We start from the raw sequence: 24,674 nt of genomic DNA on the forward strand, positions 1-24,674 counted from the left end.
AAAAAAGGTGGATTGTCCCGACGTGAGTCGGTCCAATCCACCTTTTTTCAGTTCACGCTCGGATAGAGCGGAGGTTTTTCAGTGCCCTCGAGCAAACGCCGGGGCCAACTGATGACTACATCATCGATACGACAATCGATTTGGTTAAAAGGAGCTTTGAATCGCTCGATATTATTTACGACCCTGTATTTCGGTCACCAATCACAATCGTTGCATCTTGGTCTGCCTTTATCTCCTGCTTACTTAAAAGCAAAGCTGATACGAAAGCGGTAATCGGAATGGCAAGCACGAGACCAATGCTCCCGGCAAGCGTCCTCAGGATTTCTACACTATAAACCTCCATATGAATCAATTCTCCGAAAGGATACTCGTAGGCATTCATCAATAAAAGAATTGGGAGGGAGGCGCCTACGTAAGCTAAGATCAACGTATTCGCCATCGTACCCATGATGTCTCCGCCTACGTTCATTCCTGACTTGAACAAGTCTTTATAAGACGCCTTCTGGTTATTACGTTTTACTTCCTCAAGTGATGAAGCAATCGAAATCGCGACATCCATGACAGCGCCAAGCGCTCCAATGATGATCCCAGCAAGCAACAGGCCAGAAAGGTCGATCGAATTTTCCGAATCGAGCATCCCGAGCATGATTTCTTCTTCCCCATGAAAACCGGACATTTTCATCAGACTCATGAAAATAAAGGAAATCAAAGCCGCCGCGCCCAATCCGCCCACGGTTCCGGCAATCGCAGCAAGCGTTTTCCAAGAAATTCCGCTCACAATCACGAAAGTCAGCGTCGTGACAATCGCGCCTGTAATGAGTACGAGCAAGACCGGATTATAGCCTTCCAACAAATAAGGAATCATAAACTTGAAGAGAATAAAGACAGTCAACCCTAACGTAATCACAGACTTAAGGCCTTTCACCTTGCCAAAGAAGAGCAACAGCGCGATGAACAACCCACCTAGAATATAGGTTGGAACGTCTCTCGTATATCCGATCGGATAAGCCCGGGTGATCTCCCCATTTTCAATTTGAAGCCCGACGGTAATGCGGTCACCTTCTTCAAACCAGAAGTTGCTGTTCGCAAAATACGTATCGACGTAATTGAAACCTTCGACCTCGATTTCCTGGCCTTTATATTCTCCAGATAAAATCTCGACATTCAATAGTTGAAATTCTCTTTCTTCTTGTGTGATTTCCTCAATTTCTGTTCTTTCCTCAATGACTTCCAGAACACGGGCGGTTGTGTTGACGGTATTTGGCATCTCATACATCATTTCCTCTTCGCCAGGGTTCATCGGCGGTGGCGTATAGCTTGCAAGGGCAGTCGAAGGAACGATTAGAAACGTGAATATAATGAGCGTGATTAATCGAAGCATGGTGTTAATTTCTCCTTTGTGCGAGTTCAAGCTGACAGACAATGAGAACCTATTATAACAAAGGAGTACGACTATTTGTGTCGCGTCTCCATTTTAAAATTATTTTGTAACATAAGGATGATTGACTCTGACTTACTACCTCCTGTGTTCCTCCGCTCATTTCCAAGCGCTTGGAAATGATCCATCCACTACAAAAAGCGACCGCCCCTTAATTATAAGGGACAGTCGCTTTCATCATATTATGCGTTTACAGATTTAGAATCCTGTCGGGGCATCCGTTGAATGGTCGGTCATATATTGCGGTTCTGGTCGCTGATCTTGCTGAATCGAATCGTAGAACGTCGCATACGCCGTCGAGAAGTACGGATAGATGAACAAGAATCCGATCCCGAGCGTCAAAATCCCGACGAAGAACCAACCGATGAACGACAAGACGAGCTTGAACGCTTGCATCTTGTGGCCGTCCATCAACCGACGAGACTCCGTGATCGCTTCGAGTGCCGAAAGTTCCGGCTCGTCACGCATAATGTAATACGTGAGCGAGTACGAGAACGCTTTAATGATTCCTGGAATTATTAAAAGCAACGACCAGAGGAAGATGAAAATCCCCATGAGGAGCGGTGCCAGAACGTGCTTCACGTAACCGTTCCGGAACGGTTCAAACAGTTGCGAGATGGCCGGCTTGTCGCCACGTGATACCGACAGGACGATCCAAGACCATCCGAGCGTGAGCGGTGCGATCAAAATTGTGAGCAAAAGTGACAAGAGTGTCAGTGATGTTTCCGTCGCCGTAGGTGCCACTTCTGGGTCCACCGTCGGGGCGAACGTCTGCGGGATCGCGTTCAAGACGGTGAAGACGATCAAAATCCCGGCAAGAAGCCACCATTTCCCTTTTAACATGTGTCGTGCGTGTTGTTTCCATTGTGCTGTCATATGTTCCACCCTTTTTTTATCAGTCTTTTCTTAGTGTACGTGAAAACAATGAAAAAGTTTCAGGAGAATGCGAAAAAAGGGAAAAGGTTTTTCCCTTTCCCTTCAGTACATCACGTTGCCTAAGAAAAATTGCGACATCGATAAGATCAATAAGAGCACCCCGACGGCAACCGCCGCGAGCGACGTGGCCTTGAATAAACGAGTTCTTAAAAATGCATGTCGGTATTCGAAGCGACGGATGAACAAGACGTGGACAACCTCATAGATCAGGACTGCGGCGGTGAAGTAAAACGTCATGATACTCCCGAACCCGAAGAACAACATCGCTAGTACGCCCAAGCCGAAATTATGAATTCGATTATGGACGTCATCGCGGTCACCGACGGTCGCCGTTTGTACGTGTTGCATACTTCCACCTCACTTCCAAAACCCACAAAAACCCGAACAGAAACAATAACCTTAAATATAAGTTATCACAATTTTCCTATCCCTAAACCTGTCACACCGTCTTTTCACCTAAAAGAAACATTTGGAAAATAAATGTAACAAAAAAGCGCTGATGTCATCAGCGCGTCATTTACCGGTCGAAGGCTCGACTTCTTCCGATTTATTGAATTTGCGTTTCAGTTTGAGCGGTTGTTTCGTACCACCGAAGACTGGACCGTCTTCCGCCTCATCGATTTCCGTCTCTTTTTTGAGTACAAAGAACGGGCACCCAAAGTTACAGTATTCATACACGTAATCCATCACGTGATCGATTCGATTATCATACGTCGCGAACTTGGACTTCGTCTCATAGAACCCTTTCAACCGAAGCTGTCCGTGGCCCCAATCCCCGACGATATAATCGTATTTATCAAGCACGTCGCTATAGCGTGCGATGAACGCTTCCTCGTCAAAACCGTCACGTTTCTCTTCAATGACGGTATAGCCGTGGCGATTCACTCTAATCATGTTTCACACCTCCACTGTTCTATCATAGCATGCCGACCGGTCCCGTCCCTATCCTTTTCGGATGGCATTATGACGGGTCACGATCGTCTCGCGTAACACGTCACGCAGCAGTTCCGGCATAAAGTAACGCTTCGGCTGATCGGCCAAATACGGAAGGAGCGGTCCGAACGTGAACATGTCGACCGTGGCGACACGATACGTCCCGTCTAGATTGATTTCCTCACCATTAATCGAATAGCGACCGTTTCGGCTGTCGATTCCATGGAGGATCGGGCTACCGAGCACCGTCCCGCGAAAACCGAGGCCACGGACATGCATTGTCGTGAACGCATCTTCTTGGACGTCGTTCAAAAATCGGACGAGGGTCGCCCCGTCAAGCGTCAAGAGACAAGGGTTGATCGGATGCGGACAAATCCGGTGCAACATATTTAGCGTGACGTGGCCCGGGCGCAAACCTTCTAACAAGACACCGGATGGGATGATACTCAACTCGGCGTCACACCAGTCCGCGAGTCCGCTCGCCAATAGGTTTCCGATGGCTGACGGACCGAACCAGTCACTTTCATAACCTGGTGTCTCGGCAATCGTCACATCGAGCAGACGCTCGGCTTGACCATACTCTGCGGCTAGGACCGCGACCGTCGCTTCATCAGGTTCGCGCTCCGATACATCGTGGAGACAAGCCCGTTTCTCGATGACCCGCTTTCCTTCGATGGCTAGCTCGATTTGCCCGACGTACTGCCCGTATTTGCCGGCCTGCGCGATTAGGACGCCGTTCGTGACGACACCTTCATCGAGTACGTGGTGGGTATGGGCTCCGAGGATGACATCGATTTCTGGGAACGCCTCGGCGAGCCGCTCGTCGGCATAAAAGCCGAGATGGCTGAGCGCGATGATGACGTCGCAGTCTCGAAGTGTCTCGAGGGCACGCGCCGTTGCCGCATGTGGTGCTTCGATGGCCCAACCGAGTTCAGGATAAAGCTCTTCATACGGCGCGGTCACCCCGAACAGCCCGATCTGAATTCCCTCTCGTTCGACGATGAGCGTCTCCGACGCCCATTCTGGTCGTTCACCAGCTGCTTGATAGACGTTCCCTAATAGGACCGGGAACGCGGCCTCGTCATACAGATGGGCGAGCCAGTCGTGCGGGAACGTGATGCCTTCATTATTGCCGATCGTGACCGCCGTCGGTCGAATCCGGTTGAGCAGTCGGACGTTCACTTGTCCGCGCGTCACTTCTGTCGCCGGATGGGTGCGGTCGGCATGGTCGCCGAGATCGAAGACGAGCGTCTCGTCCGTCCGATGCTCATTCAAAAACGAGACGAACCGCGGCCAGTTATGGAATTTCGAATGTAAGTCATTATAATGGAACATCGTAATCGTTCTCAAGACGATCCCCCTTCCTAGAACAGACTGATTTGGCTCGGGGCGAGTTCATATTCGGCACCGAGAATCTCAATCAACCGTTTGGCGTTTGGTACCGCGTCGCCGGCCGAGTTGTTGTTGAAGTAGACGTACACCGACTTCGCTGTTTCATCGACTTGTTTGAGGGCCGCAGCGAGCTCCTGCAGTTCATCCTCACTATAGCGATACAGGCAGCGGACGTGACGCCATTCTTGGCTCGTCATGCCCGGCTTTCGGAGCCAGCCGGCGGTGTTGCGGCCGTGCAAGCGCACGACGGCCACGTCCGGATTGGTCACGACCGGGACGAACGGGATGCTACTCTCTTTCGTTTGCGGCTCATCACAAATCGTATTGATGAAACGTTGTTCCGTTAAGAATGCGAGCGTCCGCTCCCGGAACGCCTCGGAGAACCACGTCGGGTTCCGGAACTCGATGGCGATGTCATAGTCGTGCAACTCGTCACGGATCGTCCGTAAATAATCGAGATGTGGCTTCGAGACATCGAACCAGGGCGGGAGTTGGACGAGCACGGCTCGTAGCTTCCCAGCTTGTTTCAGCGGTTCGACAGACGTTCGATACCGTTCGAACAGCTCGGCGAGAGGTAGCTTCGGCTCCCGGTCATGGCCGCTCATTTCCCTGGAAACTTTGACGATGAATTGGAACGTCTCCGGTGTTTCCAAGTTCCACTTCTCGTAATTCTTCACCGGTTGAATCGCATAAAACGAGGAATCGATTTCAACGGTCGGGAAATGTCCCGCATAGGTCGACAGTTTATGTTTTCGTTCTTCTGGGGTCGTATACAGTAAATCATGGTCTCCCCACCCCGTCACACCGACATAAATCATCACATTCCCTCCTCAACTTATTGTTCGAACGTGGCCGCAGTGTTCCGTTTCGACCAATTCAACGTTCCCGCGAACGTCACGAGCAACAGAACGAGCCCCATCACAAACGGATAGCGCATATCGATATCGAAGGCGATTCCGGCAAGCGTCGGTCCGACGATATTCCCGATGCTCATATAAGCATTGTTCATCCCCATCGCAAACCCTTGCTCTTTATCTGCCATTTTCGATACGAGCGTATTCAATACCGGTCGTAAAATTGACGTCGACAAGAAGATAATCAACGTGACCGCGAAGAAAATCGTGTAAGACCCGGCAAACAGTGAGAACAAGAAGCCGAGCGCAGCGAGCATGATAAAGATGAGCACGACTTTAATCTCACCGAACAGCGAGACGAGACGGTCGACCGCGAACAGTTGGACGATAACGCTGACGATTCCCGTCCCGGTGATCATGACCGCGATTTGTTGTGGCGTTGCGCTGAACGTCTCACTGACGAACAGACCGAGGACCGACTCATATGCCATCAAACCGAACGCCATGACCAAGTTGATGACGAGCACGAAGAAATACGGTTTCCGTGTCGACGACACGAGTTGACGCGGTAACGATTCACTCTCACTCGTTTGGACATACGGTTCACGGTCCGGTTCTTTCAATAGAATGATTGACGAGATGACGGCGACGAATGATACGATCGCCGATAACAAGAGCGGTGCCTTCAACCCGAATTCGGCGAAGAAACCACCGATTCCTGGTCCGATGACAATCCCGAGCGACATTGCCGCGGAAATATAACTGTTCCCTTTCGCCCGTTGTTTGAGCGTCGTGATATCGGCCACGTAAGCAAAGATGGCCGGAATCAAGAGAGCGGCCCCGACGCCGCCGATCGCCCGTGAAATCAACAGGACGGTCAAGTTGTCTGATAAGTAAAAGACGCCCATCGAGATAGTAAAGCCGATGAGTCCGAGGATGATCATGAGCCTGCGGCCGTAAACGTCCGCCCATTTCCCGGCAATCGGCGACATGAGCAGCTGGGCCCCGGCAAAGACAGAGATCATGAGTCCGGCAGCGGTTCCGCCTTCTCCAATCATCTTCAAATAATCAGGAATAATCGGTATGATAATCCCGAATCCTGCTACAGCGATGAACATGTTCAACATGAGAATCGCCAATTGTTTCTTTTGTTTAGTCGTCAATGTATGTCACTTCCTTTTCATCCTTTCATTTTACTTGTTGATGAATGAAATGAGCAAACGATAAGACAGCAAAACACCCATCCTTGACCAGAGGATGGGTGTTCAAACACTTGCTTATGAGATGCGTGATTGAGCGAGTGCTTGGTTGGAACGATTTTTCGGTAAAAACAGTGTGATCACATACACGATCAATGTTGGAACTGCCCAGGCGAGTCCGATCTCAGCCATCGGCAAGTTCGTGATCCAAGCTGTTGCTGCTGACGGCGCCAATCCGTGTGTCGTCTCGAAGAGCGAGAGCACGAGAGCCGTATATACAGTCGCCTTCATGGCGACATGCGGGTTGCGTTGAATCCGCTCCGTAATCGAGACGAGCACGAGTGCGATCATGACCGGATACAAGAGCGTGAGAAGCGGTACTGCGATTTCAATCAACATACCGAGTCCGACGAGTGAAATCATGAAGCCGAACAACGTCGTCGCGATGACGACTTGGTAATACTTGAGTGATTCGAACGTGTTGCTGATGAAGCGTGAGAACTCAGTGATGAGTCCGACCGCTGTCGTCAAACAAGCGAGGAAGACCGCAGCCCCGAGCGCGAGCATTCCGACTTGTCCGAAAGACGAACCTGCAAACGCTTGAAGCAAGCTTGCTCCGTCCGTCGTTCCTGTTTGGCCTGTCATGTTCGCTCCAATCGACCCGAGCGAGATATAGACGAGCATCAAACACGTGACAGCGAGCATTCCAGACGTCCGAAGGAGTGAAGATGCTTCTTTTTGGTCCGTCATCCCGTTCGCTTTGAGCGTGACGAGCACGATGGCACCGAAGACGAGAGCGCCGAAGACGTCCATCGTCAAGTAGCCTTGTTTGAAGCCTTCCCCGAGGGCACCAATCCACGTCTCATATCCTTCTGCTGGTGCGACCGGCTTCCCGAGTGGAGCCACGAGGTTCGTGATTCCGATTGCCGCAAGCAAGAGCAAGAGGATTGGCGTGATGATGCGTCCGATGACTTCAATCAATTTCTGAGCACGTAACGTCAAGAAGAACGTCAAACCGAAGAAGACAGTTGAACTGATTGCGAGCGTGAGCGTAGATGGCGCACCGAGAAACGGTACGACTCCCATCTCATACGTGACTGCTGCCGTCCGAGGAATCCCGAAGAACGGTCCAATCGCCACGTACATTAATCCCGTCAAGACGAGCGCAAGCCGCTTCGGAATATACCGAGCGATTTGGTCAGATCCACCGCCGACCCGCGCGACTGCGAAGAGCGCGAGTAATGGTAGCCCGACGCCGGTAATGACGAAGCCGACTAGGGCTGGGACGAGGTTCTGTCCTGCCATCGCACCTAGCATCGGTGGGAACAGCAAGTTCCCGGCCCCGAAGAATAATGCGAAAATCGTGAATGCTAACGGGAATAATGTCGATTTTTTCATACAACTACCTCCACATACATGTAATACCTTCCGTGTTACCCAATGAATCAAATGACTAAATTTTCTGACAATAAACCGCTTGGTCTATTTCATTATACACACTTTCATTTTTTTGACCACCCTATCCATAAAAATGATGTTTATTTTTTTGAAATGTGGATTTATTGTATGGAACCGTTCCCTTAATTTACAAATTATCGGTTGGTCGCACTCATTGACTAGCTGTAAATGAGAAAAATGGTCAATAACGGATATCAAACTTTCGGAATGATTCGATCGTCGCCTCTTCCGCTTCAATCCGTTCGACCCCGACAAAACGATTGCCGTCATAGAGGGCGCGTTTATATGATTCGAGTCTCTCCGCGTCTCCTTCGATTTGAAGTTCGACCGTCCCGTCATTCAAATTCCGGACCCAACCTGTGATGCCGTATTCAAGGGCAGTCGCTTGCGCGAAATAGCGGAAACCGACCCCTTGGACCCGACCCGATACGATGAGATGCTGTGCTTGTTTCATATAAGTCTCCTCCTCTAATTTGAAAGAATGGGTTTAGCCTCTGTCTCGTTAGGCAACAATGTATAAGTAAAATACTGGATAGGAGTGGTGATGTGGAACAACTTGTGACTGTGGTGACGACAATTTCAGATTGGCTATGGGGTGTGCCAATCATCTCGTTACTCGTTTTGTCTGGACTCTATTTGACGATTCGTTTAGGATTCTTCCAATTCCGATACCCCATCTACATAATGCAACAAACGTTAGGCAGTGTTTTCAAAAAACCAAAAGGTGAAGGTGACATCAGTCCCCGCCAGGCATTGACGTCGGCCTTATCTTCGACGATCGGTGCCGCCAATATCATCGGGGTACCAGCCGCCATCATGTTCGGCGGTCCGGGCGCCATCTTCTGGATGTGGGTCATCGCCGTCGTCGGGATGGCCATCAAGTTCTCGGAGAGCGTCCTCGCCGTCCGTTACCGCGAGAAGAACGAGGCCGGTGAATTTGTCGGCGGTCCCGTCTACTATATGGCGAAAGGCTTGAAGCTGAAATGGCTCGCCTCATGGTTCGCCTTCGCTCTCATGATCGAACTCATCCCGAGTATCATGGTTCAAGGAAACGCCGTCAGTTCGGCCGTCAGAGAGACGTTCAACGGCAATACCCTTGTGACCGGGATTATCGTCGCCGGGCTCGTCGCCCTCGTCGTCTTCGGCGGTATGAAACGCATCGCGAAAGTGACGGAAGTCATCGTCCCGGCGATGGCACTCGTCTATGTCGGTGCCGGTTTCATTATCGTCTTGATGAATTTCTCACAAATCCCGGAAGTACTCGGGCTCATCTTCTCATACGCATTCCAACCGATGGCCGCGCTCGGTGGTTTCGCTGGTGCCGCCATCGCCGAGACGATTCGTTGGGGCTTCGCCCGTGGTCTTTATTCGAACGAGGCAGGACTCGGGACGGCACCGATTGCCCACGCCGCTGCGCAAACGGATCATCCGGTCCGGCAAGGCTTCTGGGCCGTGATCGGGATCGTCATCGATACGCTCATCATCTGTAGCGCGACGGCGTTCGTTGTCTTGTCGTCCGGTGTATGGACACGGGCCGATGCGATGAACGATCCAGCAGCCCTGACAACAATCGCGTTCCAACAGTACTTCGGGTACACGGGCAGCCTGCTTGTCACAATCTCGCTCATCTTCTTCGTCTTGTCGACGATTATCGTCATCATCTTCTACGGGTCGCGCCAAGCCGAGTACTTATTCGGTTTGAAGGCCGGCTTCCTGATGAAAGTCGTCTATATCGGCTCAATCGTCATCGGTGCAATCGGTGGAGCACAGATGATTTGGAACTTCCTTGATTTGATGCTCGCGATGATTCTTATCCCGAACATGATTGCCGTCTTGATGTTGAGCGGCGAAGTGAAGCGCTTGACGACCGAGTTCTTCACGTCCGAGAAATATTATAAGAAAGACGTCGCCGAGAAGAAGGCGTCGTAATGACAAACCCGGCTGCGATTGCAGCCGGGTCCTTTTTATGTTGATGATTCGATGTTGTCAATCGCTTGGCGAATCCGTCCGACCGAGGCATCGAACTGTCCTTGTTCCTCGTCCGTCAGTTCGATCTCGACGATTTGGCGGATACCAGTCCGGTCAATCAAGGCCGGTACGCCGATATGGAGACCTGAGGCACCGTATTCGCCATCGAGATGGGCACCGATTGTCACGACGGAGTTCTCATTCCGGACGATGGCGCGGACGATTCGGAGGAGCCCGAGCCCGATCGCGTAGTACGCCGCGCTCTTATATTCGATGATTTGATTCGCCGCATCGCGGACTCCTTGATAGATGGCGTCCAAATCTTCTTGGCGATACGATTCATTCTCCTCAAGTAGCTGCTTCATCGACTTCCCGTAAACGCGGGCGTTGTCCCAGGCGACGAAGCCCCCAGCACCATGCTCGCCCATATAATAGACGTGGCAGTTCCGTGACGACAAGTCGAAGTACTCGCCTACCTTATAACGGAGACGTGCCGTATCAAGGACTGTTCCTGAACCGATAACGCGATGTTTCGGCAAGCCGGACGCCTTCCAGACGACGTGTGCCATGACATTAACCGGGTTCGTCGCGACGACGATGATACCGTCGAATCCGCTCGCCATAATTTGTTCCGTGACATGTTGCATGACCTTCGCATTTTGTTCGGCGAGGTCCATCTGGGTCTGACCGAGCTTTTGAGCGGCACCGGCCGTGATGATGACGATATCGGCGTCGCGGCAGTCCGAGTAGTCACCTGCCCAAATTCGGACCGGACTCGGGGCGAATGATATCCCGTGATTGAGGTCCATCGCCTCCCCTTCGGCCTTGGCGTGGTTCGAGTCGATCAAGACGAGCTCTTCACAGAGCGCCGCCATCGACAGTTGATAGGCGAAACTGATACCGACCCAGCCGGCGCCGACGACGGCGATGCGGGTGATGTCTTCTGGGTCAATCGTGTTCAAGTGATCCATCTGCTTCATCCCTTTCTAAACGTGTTCTCTTACTTATCATACCCGACTGGCGTTCGTTTCACGACAAAAAAAGCGAACTAACTTGTGAGGAATTCGCTTCTAAACAAAACCGTGTTTATGACACATGTCATTCTCGCTCCCGATAATAGTGAACCGGCCGAATCTCGAGCCGCCATCCTAACGCTTCCGCTTCGGGTACTTGGGTCGTCGGATGGATGGAAGCGATTCTGACTGCGTCCTCCATATCTAACGCTTCAATCACGAATGCACTTCCCATGACTTCCTTCGATTCAGTAACAGGCCCATCCGTAATCGAAATCTGATGTGACTCCCGCTTGAGTTGTTTCATGCTCGCTTCAAGCCCCATGTCCAACAACACTTGTTCACTTGCATATAGCTCCTGTAAGTATGGTTCACACGTAGCCATGATTTGATCGATTTCCAGGTCGGTCTTTTCGTTCATTTTGTCAGCGTTGAAATATCCCGTTACCAAGAACATCATGTGATCTTCTCCTCTCGAATCTACAGTCACGCATCATCTTATCCCATTCCCTATTCCCTGTTTGCAAGCATTACCTACAAAAAAGACGGTCGACATGAAATCATGTCAACCGTCTTTCTCTATCTATGCAGGATTATCCAATCGATCCTTCCATCTCAAACTTGATGAGACGGTTCATTTCGACGGCATATTCCATTGGCAATTCTTTCGTGAACGGCTCGATGAAGCCCATGACGATCATCTCAGTCGCTTCTTCTTCCGAGATTCCACGGCTCATGAGGTAGAAGAGTTGCTCTTCTGACACTTTAGAGACTTTCGCTTCGTGCTCGAGTGAGACTTGGTCGTTCAAGATCTCGTTGTACGGGATCGTGTCCGACGTCGACTCGTTATCCATGATGAGTGTGTCACATTCGATGTTCGAACGTGCACCTTTCGCTTTACGACCGAAGTGGACGATTCCGCGATACGAGACTTTTCCGCCTTGTTTCGAAATCGACTTCGAGACGATTGACGACGACGTGTTCGGTGCGAGGTGAATCATTTTCGCGCCCGCGTCTTGGTGCTGCCCTTTACCGCCGAGAGCGATTGAGAGCGTCATACCGCGTGAGCCTTCACCTTTCAAGATGACGGCCGGGTATTTCATCGTGAGTTTCGAACCGATGTTGCCATCGATCCATTCCATCGATCCACCCGCTTCACAGACAGCACGCTTCGTGACCAAGTTGTAGACGTTGTTCGCCCAGTTCTGGATCGTCGTATAGCGGCAATATGCGTCTTTGTTGACGAAAATCTCAACGACCGCTGAGTGGAGTGAGTTCGTCGTGTAGACCGGTGCTGTACATCCTTCGACGTAATGGACAGAAGCGCCCTCGTCGACGATGATGAGCGTCCGCTCGAACTGACCCATATTCTCCGAGTTGATGCGGAAGTAAGCTTGGAGCGGTTGCTCGAGCTTCACGCCTTTTGGTACGTAGATGAACGAGCCACCTGACCATACAGCCGAGTTGAGCGCCGAGAACTTGTTGTCCGTCGGCGGAATCAATTTTCCGAAGTACTCACGGAAGAGGTCTTCGTTTTCTTTGAGCGCCGTGTCTGTATCTTTGAAGATGACACCTTTCGCTTCAAAGTCTTCTTGCATGCTGTGATAGACAACCTCAGACTCATACTGAGCCGAGACGCCTGCCAAGTATTTTTGCTCCGCTTCTGGGATTCCGAGCTTGTCAAACGTACGTTTGATTTCTTCAGGAACCTCGTCCCACGAGTGCTCTGTCTTTTCAGACGGTTTGACATAATACGTGATCTCATCGAAATCGAGTGCCGTGAGATCGCCGCCCCATGTCGGCATCGGCATTTTGCGGAACTGTTCGAGTGATTTCAAGCGGAACTCGAGCATCCATGCCGGTTCTTCTTTCATGCGCGAGATCGTCTCTACGATTTCATTCGTCAAGCCGCGGCCTGAACGGAAAATCGAGATGTCTCGGTCATGGAAGCCATATTTATAATCGCCAATGTCAGGCATGTTTTTCGCCATATCGGTCTCCTCCTTCTACTTACGCTTCCTCGTCGACTCCCTTTTCAAGCGCTTTCCACGCGAGCGTGGCACACTTGATGCGAGCCGGAAACTTTGAGACGCCAGACAACGCTTCGATGTCGCCTAGGTCGAACGTGTCTGTATCATAGTCTTTTCCTTGGACCATCTCCGAGAAGATGGTGGCCAATTGGAGTGCCTCGTCAACAGACTTGCCCTTCACGATTTGAGTCATCATCGATGCCGACGCGAGACTGATTGAACAGCCTTCACCTTCGAACTTGGCATCTTTCACGATTCCGTCCTCGACTTGGAGTTGGAGTCGGAGTGAATCCCCGCATGTCGGGTTGTTCAAGTCGACCGTCACGCCATCTTCGATGACGCCACGGTTTCTTGGGTTTTTATAATGATCCATGATGACCTGTCGGTACAACATGTCGAGATTGTTAAAACTCATAATTGAAATACTCCTTCGTTTGACGTAGCCCTTCGATGAAGCGGTCGACCTCTTCTTTCGTATTGTACAAGTAGAAGCTCGCTCGGGCTGTCGATGATTGCTTCAGGAGACGCATGAGCGGCTGGGCACAGTGGTGGCCGGCCCGGACCGCGATGCCTTGCATATCCAAGACGGTCGCTAAGTCGTGGGCGTGCACGTCGCCTAAATTGAACGTGACGAGTCCGACCCGTTCCTCTGGTCCGTAAATCTCAATGCCTTCAATCGTACGCATCTGTTCGATGGCGTACGTCGCGAGCGCCCGTTCGTGGGCTTCGACGTTCTCGAGACCGAGGTCTTCTAAAAAGTCGATGGCCGCTGCCAAACCGACGGCGCCGGCGATAATCGGCGTCCCTGCTTCGAATCGGTACGGGATATCTTTCCATGTCGACTCATACAAGTCGACGTAATCGATCATCTCGCCACCGAATTCGACCGGTTCCATGTTTTTGAGCAACTGCTTCTTCCCGTATAAGACACCGATCCCGGTCGGACCGAGCATCTTATGGCCTGAGAAGGCGAGGAAGTCGCAATCGAGTGCTTGCACGTCAAGTTTCCGGTGCGGTGCGCTTTGCGCCGCATCGACGACCATGACCGCGCCTTTTTCATGGGCGAGCTTCGCCACATCGGCGATCGGGTTGATCGTGCCGAGTACGTTCGAGACGTGACTCATGGCGACGATTTTCGTCCGGTCCGACAAGACGGCACGGACCGCGTCGAGCGTGACCCGACCGTCCGGCGTCAATTCGACGTAACGGAGCGTGGCCCCTTTACGCTTGGCGAGCTGTTGCCATGGAATCAAGTTGGCGTGGTGCTCCATCGGTGTGAGGACGATCTCGTCCCCCGCGCCGACATTGGCGTCCCCGTAGCTTGACGCGACGAGGTTAATCGCCGTCGTCGTCCCGCGTGTGAAGATGATTTCTTCTGGGACGGCGGCGTTGATGAATGAACGGACGCGCTCCCGCGCCCCTTCATACGCATCCGTCGCGTGCGTCCCGAGCGTATGGACGCCCCGGTGCACGTTCGAGTGGGTGCGGCTATAGTAATCCTCGATCGCCTCGATGACAGCAAGCGGTTTTTGGGAGCTCGCCGCGCTGTCGAGATAGACGAGCGGATGACCGTTGATTTCCTGATCTAAAATCGGGAACTGTTTACGAATCGAGGCATCAATCATCTTAACGTACTTTCCCTTCGATGACTTCACGGAGACGGTCTTTGACCGACTCGATCGCGAGTTGCTCGACGACCGGGTTCAAGAATCCGTGAATGATCAACCGTTCGGCTTCTTTACGTGACAGACCGCGGCTCATCAAGTAGTAGAGCTGTACGTCGTCGACGCGTCCGACCGAAGCGGCGTGACCTGCCATGACGTCGTCCTCATCGATGAGGAGAATCGGGTTCGCATCCCCACGTGCCTTTTCAGACAACATGAGCACACGTTCCGTTTGAACGCCGTTCGATTTCGAAGCGCCATGGTGAATCATCGATGTCCCGCTGAAGATGGCCGTGGCCGAATCCTTTTGGACACCGTGAATCAAAATGAACCCTTCTGAAGACTTCCCGAAATGGTCCGTCCGGATGTTGAAGTTTTGTTTCTGTGCGCCACGACCGATCGTGACTGCTTTCGTGTCTGAGAACGTGTTGTCTCCGACGAGGTGTGTTTTCGTCTCGACGACCGAGTTGCCGTCATTCATATGACCGAGCGCCCATTCGAGGCGTGCGTTCTCATAGACGACACCGCGGCGGTTCATGAACGAGAGAGCCGACTCAGCGAGCTGGTCGACGCCACCGAAGACGACTTTCGCGTTAGCGCCAGCGAACACTTCCGTCACGGCGTTGACCGTGTGCGGCTCGTTCGTGTTCGAGAGGAAGCTCTCGACGTACGTCAATTCACTGCCTTCGTCTGCGACGATGATTGTGTGGTGATAGAGCGCGCCGTTCGCTTGTTCCATCGTGAAGATGGCTTGGAGCGGGTCTTTCAACTGAACGTTCTTCGGTACGTATAAGAACGCACCGCCGTTCATGAGGGCAGCGTTCAACGCAGACAAACGTTCTTCGTCTACGCGGACACCTTCCGTCATAAAGTATTTCTCGACGAGGTCCGGATGTTGTTCCATCGCTTCGTTGATGCCCATGAAGAGGACACCTTCTGGCGTCGCAAGTTCGTTGTAGACGACATGACCGTTGCGTTCAACGAGCACGTTTGTACGGTGGTCTCCAAGAAGTGCTTCGATTTCAGGCGTCAAGCCGTCATGCTTCGTGAGCTCGACGTCTCCAGAGACGAAGTCCCATTTATCAATCTTGATTTTTTCAACTTTTGGCAAGGCGAGAGTCGGCGCAAGTTCTGCTGCTTCTTTGCGACGGTTGACCATCCATGAAGGTCCACCGAGCGCCTCTGCACGTGCCGCTACTGCTTGTGCATCCAATTCAAATTGTACGGTCATCGTACAGCCTCCTTACGCTTCTGTGTCTACTGTCATTCCAAGATCTTGCTTCACCCAGTCGTAACCTTCTGCTTCGAGTCGTTGTGCAAGCTCTTTGCCACCTGACATGACGATTTTCCCGTCCATCATGATGTGAACAAAGTCTGGCTCGATATAGTTGAGGAGACGTTGATAGTGCGTGATGATCAAGCAGCCGAACTCTTCGTTGCGCATTTCGTTGACGCCTTTCGCGACGACTTTGAGCGCATCGATGTCAAGACCTGAGTCAATCTCATCGAGGATGGCGATGTTCGGTTTGATCATCATCATCTGAAGAATCTCGTTACGTTTTTTCTCTCCGCCTGAGAAACCTTCGTTTAAATAACGGTGTGCCATTGCTGAAGGGATTTCAAGGACGTCCATCTTCGCATCGAGTTCACGGATGAACTTCATGAGCGAGATTTCTTGGCCTTCTTCACGGCGCGAGTTGATTGCTGAACGCAAGAAATCGGCATTCGTGACACCACTGATTTCAGCAGGATACTGCATCGCGAGGAACATTCCGGCTTGCGCGCGCTCGTCGACTTCCATCTCGAGTACGTCTTCACCGTTCAAATCGACGCTTCCGCCTGTTACTTCATACAATGGATGACCCATAAGTGCCGATGCGAGTGTTGATTTACCCGTTCCGTTAGGACCCATGATGGCGTGAATTTCGCCACCTTTAATTTCAAGATTAAGACCTTTGACGATCTCTTTTCCTTCGATTGAGACGCGGAGGTCATCAATTTTCATGTGTGGTACGTTAGACATTCGGATACCCCTTCCGTTTTCTCGCCATTTTTGGCGTAGATTAGATATATTCTAATCTTAATCTAGGCAATTTTTTATTTCAAGCGACTCACCTTATTATTCATTCTCAATAAAACATAAATGTTGAGAATGAGAATATCGGGAAATCAAGACATTATCCAACTTTTTCCTCGGTTAACGCCAAACTTGCTTTCCGTTCTTTCAAGGCGCCGGCGAAGAAGAAGGCGCCGCACGCCGTCAATACGGCCAAGCTTCCAAACACTGGCAACGCTGCATTATCGAATCCATCAAGCAACACTCCCCCGATGACGGGGCCAATCGTCTGACCGAGCGCCGTCAATCCCATCGCCCCGAAATACGTCCCGCGCAGATGGGCCGGTGCCAATTCGTCCGTCAACACGTCCGTCATCGTGAACATGAGCACCTCTCCGACCGTGAAGATGACCATCGCGACGAATAAAATCCACGTCTCGGTCGCGAAGCCGATCAGGAGGAGTCCCGACGACAGTGTGGCGACACCGAAGAAGAGTGACTTGATCGGTGAGACCCGCATCCCGAATCGCATAATCGGATATTGGACGACAAGGACGGTGATCGCATTGACCGTCAATAGATAGGCGAACAAACGCGAGCCGTCACTGAATCCGTCATGGAAAGCGATGAACTGTGGCAACGTCGCATTGAACTGACTATAGCCGATGATGGCAAAAATCATCCCGATGATGACGAAGCGGAACGTCTTATCTTGTTGTAACACACGGAACGTCTCCGTCAAGCGCGGCCGGACTTTGACGCCGTCCCCTTCCTCGAACGGATACTTTCGGAACAGTGTCGAAATGACGAGTCCGTACATCACGTAAACGCCCGTCACGACGAAGAAGGCGCTCTTTGCGCCGGTGAGCGACAAAACGACCGCGAGCAATGGCCCAATCGCCGCCGCGATATTGATTAAAAAGTAGCGGACGTTATAGACGATGACGCGCTGGTCCGGCTGCGTCGTATCGCTGATGAGCGCGCGAGACGCCGGTTCGAGGAACGACCGCGACACACCCATGAGTACCGAAAATATGTAAAACCAAAATAATTCTGTCACGAGCGCGAAGCCGCTGAACGTCAAGGCGTTCAAGACGATGCCGATCAGCATCAACTGTTTGCGCCCGTATCGGTCAGACAGCGTTCCCCCGAAAAAGCTCATGAACAGACCCGATAGCGCCGAGATGGCGAACACCGTCCCGATGACACTCGCCGAGAAACCGAGCGTCGCGAGATAAATCGCAAAAAACGGCATAACAAAAAATGTCGACAGCCGGGCAAAAAATGTGCCAAACAAGACACCCAGCGTCAGCGGATGAATGTGTCGTATGTTCATCCGGATCCCCCCTTTTCCTACATATATGTAGTGTACTTCTATTGGTGAACCAAAACTACTCCAAATAAAAAAGGCCCGGTATAGCCCGGGCCTTGACGAAATTATTGTTTGACCGGTACGACCGCACCTTTATACTCGTCCAAGATCCACTGTTGTGTTTCTTCTGACGTGAGGACTTCAAGGAGTGCCTTGACGCGCTCATCATCTTCGTCGCCTTCACGTGTGACGATCAAGTTGACGTACGGTGAATCTTCACCTTCGAGAGCGATTGCGTCTTCGAGTGGGTTGAGGCCGGCATCAATCGCGTAGTTCGTGTTGATGAGGACCGCGTCCCCTTCACCGTTGTTGAACGCTTGCGGGAGAAGTGCCGCTTCGACGTCCGTCTTGAACTCCAAGTTTTTCGGGTTGTCGACGATGTCTGAAACCGTCGCGTCCGTTGTCTTGCCTTCCGCGAGTGTAAGCAAGCCTTCAGATTGAAGCATCGTGAGGATACGTCCGTGGTCAGCGACCGACGAGCTCATGATGATTTCCGCGCCTTCTGGAAGCTCATCGAGTGATGCGTAATCTTTCGAGTACACACCGATTGGCTCGATGTGAACGCCGCCAGCTGAAGCGAATTTGTAGTCTTTGTTTTCAGCCATTTGTGACTCGAGGTACGGTTCGTGTTGGAAGTAGTTCGCGTCCAATTCACCGTCTGCGAGCGTCTTGTTCGGGAGGACGTAGTCTTGGAACTTCTTGATTTCGAGCGTATAGCCCTTCTCTTCGTATTCGTCTTGGACGTGCTCTAAAATCTCAGCGTGCGGGACGTTTGATGCGCCGACGACGAGTGTCTTGTCATCGCCTGAACCTGATTCTGAATCCCCACCGCCGCAAGCCGCGAGAATCGTAAGTGCTGAAGCTGCCGTTAAACCGAGTACTGTTTTCCATGATTTCATTATAAAACCCCTCCAAATTTTCTATTTAGATTAAGCAGAACGCTTATCAATTACAGATACGAGTCGATCGCCGATGAACTGAATGACGAAGACGATGACCAAGATTAAGACGGTCGCGACGAACGTGACGTCACTTTGTGAACGCTGGAAGCCTTCGAGGAACGCCAAGTTCCCGAGTCCTCCACCGCCGACGACCCCTGCCATCGCCGTGTAACCGACGATCGCGACGATCGTGACCGTGATGCCTGACACGATGGCCGGCAATGCTTCTGGGAACAATACTTTATAGACGATCTGCCATTTTGTCGCACCCATCGACTCAGCCGCCTCGATGACGCCGCGGTCGACTTCGCGAAGCGCGAGCTCGACCATCCGAGCATAGAACGGGGCCGCACCGATGATCAGTGCCGGCAGTGCTGCCGTTGACCCGAGCATCGTCCCGACGACGAGTAACGTGAACGGGATGAGCAAGATAATCAAAATGATGAACGGGATTGACCGGAAGATGTTGACGACCGCGCTGATGACCGTGTAAATCGGACGGTTCTTCATCATGAGCGGCTCGTTTGTGACATATAGGAGCATCCCGAGGGCGAGACCGATGACGAACGTCGCGGCTCCGGCGACGAGCGTCATATAGAGCGTCTCCCACGTCTGTTCTAACATGACTTGCCAATCTACATTAGGAAACATCGCTTTCTACCTCCACTTCCACTGCCTGTGATCGGATTGAGGCGATGGCCCGCTCGACTTCAGCCGGCTCTCCGATCAATTGGATGAATAATGTCCCGAGGGCACCGACTTGTGACTGCGTCACGTTTCCGCCGATGATGTTGAAGCCGATGTCATGCTGCTTCAACACTTCCGACAGAATCGGTTGTTCGGCCGTCTCGTTCAAGAATTTGAGCTTGACGATTTGACCGCTCGGATAACGAGCTTTCAAATGTTCGAACGTTAGCGACATGTCTTCGACCGCGCCGATCTGTTTGACGAACTCTTTCGTGATTGGCTGTTTCGGGTGTTGGAACACGTCGGCGACTTGCCCGGTCTCGACGACCTTTCCGGCCTCCATGACGGCGACACGGTGACAAATCTTTTGGATGACGTGCATCTCATGGGTGATGAGGACGATCGTCAAACCGAGTTTCTTGTTGATGCTGACGAGCAGTTCGAGAATCGAATCCGTCGTCTTCGGGTCGAGTGCGCTCGTCGCTTCATCGCAGAGGAGCACTTCTGGATTCGTAGCGAGCGCACGGGCTATCCCGACTCGCTGCTTTTGGCCGCCCGATAGCTGTGACGGATAGCTATCTTCTCGTCCGGCGAGGCCGACGAGTTCGACGAGTTCTTGAACGCGGCGTTTGCGCTCGCTCGCCGGTACCCCGATGAGTTCGAGCGGGAAGCTGATATTCTCAGCGACTGTGCGCGACCATAACAAGTTGAAGTGTTGGAACACCATCGAGACGTTTTTACGTACCCCGCGTAGTTCCTTTGGTGTGAGTTTCGTCAGCTCGCTGCCGGCGACCACGATTTCACCGCTTGACGGTGCCTCGAGTCGGTTGAGCAAGCGGATGAGCGTCGACTTCCCCGCACCTGAATATCCGATTATTCCAAAAATTTCGCCGCTTTCGATTGTAAGCGACACATCATCGACCGCCTGGACCCGACCGTTTTTCGTGTCGAACCATTTGGCCACATTGCGTAATTGAATCAATCCATTTCCCTCCTGACAACAAAAAAAGTACGCACGTTTGAGCAAACGTGCGTACTTTATCGTACGGACAACGATTGCTCTCATCTTCCAAGGTATACACCTTGCTGGAATTAGCACCATTTCGGATTGCTCCGCGGTTGCTGGGCGTCATAGGGCCAGTCCCTCAGCCTCTCTTGATAAGAGTGGTTGCGTATTTGATTAGCTTTATCATAGCGACACATTATTTTCATGTCAAACTATTTTTTTCAGCAAAATAAAAAAAGGTGCCATCCGAGGATGACACAGAACGTAGCACCTTGAGTCACTGAAGGACAACCCATAGATGAACCTCTTTTGCCCGATCAGAGCATTCATCCTTATATGGGGGATTTTTACCCAACCATCACTCGGTCTTCGAACGGACCATGCAATTACGCGACCGGTGCCCCGACGCTTGATTTTTTTGGGGGACAATCGAAGGGAAGGTCCACCTGAAATCGCGTAAGCTCATGCAGCGGTTGTTCGAAAACGTCTTGATGACGGGAAAATCTCGTCCTATGTTGTGTTCAAGTAAGATGTTGTAATGAATATATCATTCGTGAACTTTCTGTGTCAACTGATTATTTAAAATTTTCAGATTATTCTAATCATCCTATCTCATTTAACGAAAGATAGGACGTGCTGGACGTTTTGAAACGCGTACAAACGATTGCGAACTTGGCCATTCTCTAGCTTCAATAGCGCCGGGACACTCATAACCTGATATGCCTCGAGCTCGTTCGGGATAAAGTTGGCATCGCGTTTTTCAATCTTCAATTCTGGGTCGACCGCCTCGACGACCGAGAGCATCCGCTCAGCCACGGCGCATGTACCGCACATTGGGGCGTATATATATAAGAATCCGTCTGTCATCATTTTGCTCACCTCTCTTCTAAGTATATGAATCCGGCCCAGTCGGTTCAAAAGTTGTGCTCAAATGGAAAATTCTGAACATTTCAACATTTCTGGTTGACGCTCGGCAGAAAGAGGCATAGTATGGTCATTAACTTTATCGCTTTTGTACATAACAGCAAACCAGTAGAAAAGGACAGGTGAATCCCCAATGACGGAAGAGAAGCTTACCGGAAAACAATTTTTAATGAACGTCTTGAACGGCCTCAGTCTTGCCATTCTCATTGCCCTCATCCCGAGCGCTTTGCTCGGTGAATTAACGAAAGCCATCTTGCCTTATTTTCCGTCCTTGCAGTTCATCTTAGATGCGACGACGATTGCGATGCGCCTCTTACCGGTCATCATCGGTGTCGCCGTCGCCATGCAGTTCGGACGATCGGCGCTCGAGGCCGGGACGATCGGCATCGCGACCCAGGTCGGAAGTGGCGCCATCCGCATCGAGGAAGGCGCGTTCCTCATGGCCGGAATCGGTGACGTCATCACGGCTGGTGTGACGGCCGCTCTCGCGACGTTCCTCGTCATGCAGTTGTCGCCACGCTTGAAGACATACACGGTGCTCGTCTTGCCGATGACGGTCATCGTCGTCGCTGGAGGCATCGGGGCGTTCCTGCTCACATACATCTCACAAATCACGACGTACGTCGGAACGATCATCATGACGATGACTGAACTGCAACCGATCGTGATGGGCATGTTGATCGCGATGGCGTTCTCGCTCATCATCGTATCGCCAATCTCCACGGTCGGGATTGCCACAGCCATCAGCCTGTCTGGTGTCGCTGCCGGGGCCGCCAACCTTGGCGTCGTCGCTGCCGGCTTCGGTCTCGCCATCGCTGGCTGGCAGATGAACGCGACGGGAACGTCGATCGCCCACTTCCTCGGCTCACCGAAGATTCAAATGGCGAACTTCGTCCGTCGTCCGATCATGATGTTGCCCGTGCTCGCCAATGCGGCCATTCTCGGAGCGCTCGCAGGTATCCTTCGGATTGAAGGCACGCCAATCAGTGCCGGATTCGGCGTCTCGGGTCTAATCGGTCCGGTCAACGCCTTGCATTTGATGCCGGGAGGATTCGCGCTCTGGAACGTCATGCTTGTCGTCGTCTTGTTCGGGCTCATCCCAATCGCACTCGGGATTCTGTTCTATCGTTTGTTCAACCGGACGTCGCTCATCGAGCCTGATCATTACCGTCTCGACTTCGATTAATCAAAAAGACCCGGCTTCTCGTAAAGAGAAACCGGGTTTTGTTTAGCCTTGAATCATCGCTTCGTATTCTTCGGCTGACATGAGCTTGTCGACGTCTGACGCGTCGTTCAACTCGACTTCGATCATCCAAGCGCCTTCGAACGGTGCTTCGTTGACGAGTTCTGGTGAATCGGCAAGTGATTCGTTCACTGCTGTGATTTTCCCAGAGATCGGTGCGTAAAGCTCTGATACGGTCTTGACCGATTCAACCGAACCGAATGGCTCATCGAGTAAGATCGTGCCACCGACTTCAGGAAGTTCGACAAAGACGATATCCCCTAGTTCGCTTTGTGCGAAATCCGTGATCCCGATGCGGGCGACGCTTCCGTTCACTTCCACCCATTCGTGCTCTTTTGAATAACGTAGATTGGCAGGTACTTTGCTCATCTTAACTTCCCCCTCAAATGAATTAGACTCACACGAGTATTATAGCACTTCGCCCCAAACGTCTGTAAACGACTTTTCTGAAAATCCGACAGTTGATTTTTGACCATCTGTCACGATTGGGCGCTTTAAAAGCATACCATTGCTCGCAAGAAGCTCGAGTTGTTCGTCTTCTGATAGATTTGGTAGCTTGTCTTTAATGCCTTCGTTCCGATACACTTGTCCGCTCGTATTGAAGAATTTTTTAAGCGGGAGACCCGACTGTTTCCATAGTTCAGCCAACTCGTCTTTCGACGGCGTCGCCTCGACGATATGGATATATGTATAGTCGATGCCGTTCTCTTTCAACCACTTCTCTGCTTTTTTACACGTACTGCATGGCGGATAGCCATATAGTGTCACCATGTTCATCACCTCTCCTGTTACTGTAGCATATTCCGATTCGTCGGTTCACGTTTCAAGCAAGCGCACAATCTCTTGCTTGAGCGCCGGATTGACCGAGTGGTGCGCCTCGATGTGGCGGAGGATGGCTGCGGCCGCCTCGACCGATTTTCCGTAACCGGGTAACCACTCCTGTAGACGTGCGACGAGCTCCGGATGTGTCCCTTCGACCCGTCGCGTCGGGTTGAACGGGTCGCTCGTCTCCCCGTACGCGATTAACACGTTGTTGACAGCCGCGACTTGAATGAGTTCAAAGCCAGCGAGCTGTTCACCGCGCCGTTCCCGGAGCAGTCCGACGTATAGGTTCGTCAGTGCCTCCTCGTAGCGATGTGCGGCGTCTGAAGGGCGTGTAACAAGCTTCGGCGTCGCAAACGTATCGAGCGCCTCGTCACGCTGCCAAACGACACGACCCGGTGTATAAGCGATTCCAGGCATCTCTACGATCTCGAACACGGCGAACTCGGCGTAAATGCCGTCCTCATACATGACCTTGTGCCCGTCTTTCGTGTTTTGGAACTGGTACGCCAACGGCTCGACCGCGAGCCAGTCCAAATTGTCGATGAAGCGGGCCTTATGTCCGTCCTCGACGATCAAAAAGAAATCGAGGTCCGAATAGTCGTCGAGCCGATCCATCTCAAGTCCAATTGAACCGAGCGCGAGGAGCATGAGCGTGCCCTCATGCTTGGCGACCGAGCGGCCGATTGCATCCATCCGTTCTAATAAGTCATCTCGTTTCATGCGTATCCCCTCCTT

General features: G+C 51.8%; 26 protein-coding genes and 1 riboswitch. Of the genes, 2 read left to right on the forward strand and 24 right to left on the reverse strand.

The features are described from left to right. Positions 1-175: 175 nt before the first annotated feature. The 9 genes from KNP68_RS06550 to KNP68_RS06590 form a co-directional block, all read right to left on the reverse strand. On the reverse strand, positions 176-1,381 hold the full coding sequence (locus KNP68_RS06550; RefSeq protein ID WP_131472391.1) for a YibE/F family protein: 1,206 nt from the start codon (positions 1,379-1,381) through the stop codon (positions 176-178). Between the two features lie 255 nt (positions 1,382-1,636). After that, entirely contained in the window at positions 1,637-2,314 is a 678-nt protein-coding gene (locus KNP68_RS06555) for a DUF975 family protein (RefSeq protein ID WP_029334641.1), read from the reverse strand. Positions 2,315-2,416: 102 nt separating this feature from the next. Further along, positions 2,417-2,722: a hypothetical protein gene (locus KNP68_RS06560; protein ID WP_131472389.1), complete on the reverse strand. Its 306-nt coding sequence runs from the start codon at positions 2,720-2,722 to the stop codon at positions 2,417-2,419. A 165-nt stretch (positions 2,723-2,887) separates the two neighbouring features. Continuing rightward, on the reverse strand, positions 2,888-3,268 hold the full coding sequence (locus KNP68_RS06565; RefSeq protein WP_214799094.1) for a YutD family protein: 381 nt from the start codon (positions 3,266-3,268) through the stop codon (positions 2,888-2,890). Positions 3,269-3,316: 48 nt separating this feature from the next. Next, positions 3,317-4,657, reverse strand: coding sequence for a bifunctional metallophosphatase/5'-nucleotidase (locus tag KNP68_RS06570; protein ID WP_251128599.1), 1,341 nt, complete (start codon positions 4,655-4,657; stop codon positions 3,317-3,319). A gap of 14 nt (positions 4,658-4,671) precedes the next feature. Further along, entirely contained in the window at positions 4,672-5,517 is an 846-nt protein-coding gene (locus tag KNP68_RS06575; RefSeq protein ID WP_214799096.1) for a DUF72 domain-containing protein, read from the reverse strand. A 17-nt stretch (positions 5,518-5,534) separates the two neighbouring features. Further along, on the reverse strand, positions 5,535-6,716 hold the full coding sequence (locus KNP68_RS06580; protein ID WP_021065505.1) for an MFS transporter: 1,182 nt from the start codon (positions 6,714-6,716) through the stop codon (positions 5,535-5,537). Between the two features lie 114 nt (positions 6,717-6,830). Continuing rightward, positions 6,831-8,150 carry a branched-chain amino acid transport system II carrier protein gene (brnQ, locus tag KNP68_RS06585; protein WP_029595106.1) on the reverse strand — a complete coding sequence of 440 codons (1,320 nt, stop codon included), beginning with the start codon at positions 8,148-8,150 and terminating at the stop codon, positions 6,831-6,833. Between the two features lie 241 nt (positions 8,151-8,391). Continuing rightward, on the reverse strand, positions 8,392-8,664 hold the full coding sequence (locus tag KNP68_RS06590; RefSeq protein WP_034778432.1) for an acylphosphatase: 273 nt from the start codon (positions 8,662-8,664) through the stop codon (positions 8,392-8,394). A gap of 92 nt (positions 8,665-8,756) precedes the next feature. On the opposite strand from KNP68_RS06590, the gene KNP68_RS06595 reads away from it, so the two are divergent. Continuing rightward, complete coding sequence (locus KNP68_RS06595) at positions 8,757-10,139, forward strand: alanine/glycine:cation symporter family protein (protein WP_131472383.1); 1,383 nt, start codon at positions 8,757-8,759, stop codon at positions 10,137-10,139. A 35-nt stretch (positions 10,140-10,174) separates the two neighbouring features. Here KNP68_RS06595 and KNP68_RS06600 read toward each other — a convergent pair whose 3' ends face one another. From KNP68_RS06600 to KNP68_RS06655, 12 genes are all read right to left on the reverse strand, one after another. Further along, entirely contained in the window at positions 10,175-11,149 is a 975-nt protein-coding gene (locus KNP68_RS06600) for an L-lactate dehydrogenase (RefSeq protein ID WP_285801264.1), read from the reverse strand. Positions 11,150-11,276: 127 nt separating this feature from the next. Beyond that, entirely contained in the window at positions 11,277-11,651 is a 375-nt protein-coding gene (locus KNP68_RS06605; RefSeq protein ID WP_214714515.1) for a YciI family protein, read from the reverse strand. Between the two features lie 133 nt (positions 11,652-11,784). Then, on the reverse strand, positions 11,785-13,182 hold the full coding sequence (gene sufB, locus KNP68_RS06610; RefSeq protein WP_029595099.1) for a Fe-S cluster assembly protein SufB: 1,398 nt from the start codon (positions 13,180-13,182) through the stop codon (positions 11,785-11,787). 19 nt (positions 13,183-13,201) lie between these two features. Further along, the gene (gene sufU / locus KNP68_RS06615) at positions 13,202-13,636 is read right to left on the reverse strand and encodes a Fe-S cluster assembly sulfur transfer protein SufU (protein WP_024372279.1); all 435 of its coding nucleotides are present in this window, start codon (positions 13,634-13,636) and stop codon (positions 13,202-13,204) included. Continuing rightward, entirely contained in the window at positions 13,626-14,846 is a 1,221-nt protein-coding gene (locus tag KNP68_RS06620) for a cysteine desulfurase (RefSeq protein WP_214799098.1), read from the reverse strand. The genes sufU and KNP68_RS06620 overlap by 11 nt, the downstream gene beginning before the upstream one ends. A 1-nt stretch (position 14,847) precedes the next feature. Next, entirely contained in the window at positions 14,848-16,116 is a 1,269-nt protein-coding gene (gene sufD, locus KNP68_RS06625; RefSeq protein ID WP_021065496.1) for a Fe-S cluster assembly protein SufD, read from the reverse strand. 12 nt (positions 16,117-16,128) lie between these two features. After that, positions 16,129-16,890: a Fe-S cluster assembly ATPase SufC gene (gene sufC, locus KNP68_RS06630; RefSeq protein WP_087576453.1), complete on the reverse strand. Its 762-nt coding sequence runs from the start codon at positions 16,888-16,890 to the stop codon at positions 16,129-16,131. A 172-nt stretch (positions 16,891-17,062) separates the two neighbouring features. Next, the gene (locus KNP68_RS06635) at positions 17,063-18,277 is read right to left on the reverse strand and encodes an MDR family MFS transporter (RefSeq protein ID WP_214799100.1); all 1,215 of its coding nucleotides are present in this window, start codon (positions 18,275-18,277) and stop codon (positions 17,063-17,065) included. A 101-nt stretch (positions 18,278-18,378) separates the two neighbouring features. Further along, positions 18,379-19,212, reverse strand: a complete 834-nt coding sequence (locus KNP68_RS06640) for a MetQ/NlpA family ABC transporter substrate-binding protein (protein WP_029595094.1) — start codon at positions 19,210-19,212, stop codon at positions 18,379-18,381. A 30-nt stretch (positions 19,213-19,242) separates the two neighbouring features. Then, positions 19,243-19,905: a methionine ABC transporter permease gene (locus KNP68_RS06645; RefSeq protein WP_021065492.1), complete on the reverse strand. Its 663-nt coding sequence runs from the start codon at positions 19,903-19,905 to the stop codon at positions 19,243-19,245. Further along, positions 19,895-20,923: a methionine ABC transporter ATP-binding protein gene (locus tag KNP68_RS06650; protein ID WP_214799102.1), complete on the reverse strand. Its 1,029-nt coding sequence runs from the start codon at positions 20,921-20,923 to the stop codon at positions 19,895-19,897. The genes KNP68_RS06645 and KNP68_RS06650 overlap by 11 nt, the downstream gene beginning before the upstream one ends. Positions 20,924-21,000: 77 nt before the next feature. Beyond that, positions 21,001-21,106: riboswitch (SAM riboswitch) on the reverse strand. Between the two features lie 453 nt (positions 21,107-21,559). Then, positions 21,560-21,817 carry a thioredoxin family protein gene (locus tag KNP68_RS06655; protein ID WP_214799104.1) on the reverse strand — a complete coding sequence of 86 codons (258 nt, stop codon included), beginning with the start codon at positions 21,815-21,817 and terminating at the stop codon, positions 21,560-21,562. 187 nt (positions 21,818-22,004) lie between these two features. Between KNP68_RS06655 and KNP68_RS06660 the strand changes: the two genes are divergently transcribed. Beyond that, positions 22,005-23,057 (forward strand): PTS sugar transporter subunit IIC, encoded by a 1,053-nt coding sequence (locus tag KNP68_RS06660; protein WP_029595091.1) that lies wholly within the window; start codon positions 22,005-22,007, stop codon positions 23,055-23,057. 42 nt (positions 23,058-23,099) lie between these two features. Here KNP68_RS06660 and gcvH read toward each other — a convergent pair whose 3' ends face one another. From gcvH to KNP68_RS06675, 3 genes are read right to left on the reverse strand one after another with little or no spacing between them, the layout of a single operon-like run. Further along, positions 23,100-23,483 (reverse strand): glycine cleavage system protein GcvH, encoded by a 384-nt coding sequence (gene gcvH, locus KNP68_RS06665; protein WP_021065488.1) that lies wholly within the window; start codon positions 23,481-23,483, stop codon positions 23,100-23,102. A 39-nt stretch (positions 23,484-23,522) separates the two neighbouring features. Then, complete coding sequence (locus tag KNP68_RS06670; protein ID WP_021065487.1) at positions 23,523-23,885, reverse strand: arsenate reductase family protein; 363 nt, start codon at positions 23,883-23,885, stop codon at positions 23,523-23,525. Positions 23,886-23,930: 45 nt separating this feature from the next. Beyond that, positions 23,931-24,659 (reverse strand): hypothetical protein, encoded by a 729-nt coding sequence (locus KNP68_RS06675; protein WP_021065486.1) that lies wholly within the window; start codon positions 24,657-24,659, stop codon positions 23,931-23,933. Between the last annotated feature and the right edge of the window lie 15 nt (positions 24,660-24,674).

Origin of the sequence: Exiguobacterium sp. s50 (assembly GCF_018618175.1) — a bacterium.
Classification (GTDB): domain Bacteria; phylum Bacillota; class Bacilli; order Exiguobacteriales; family Exiguobacteriaceae; genus Exiguobacterium; species Exiguobacterium chiriqhucha.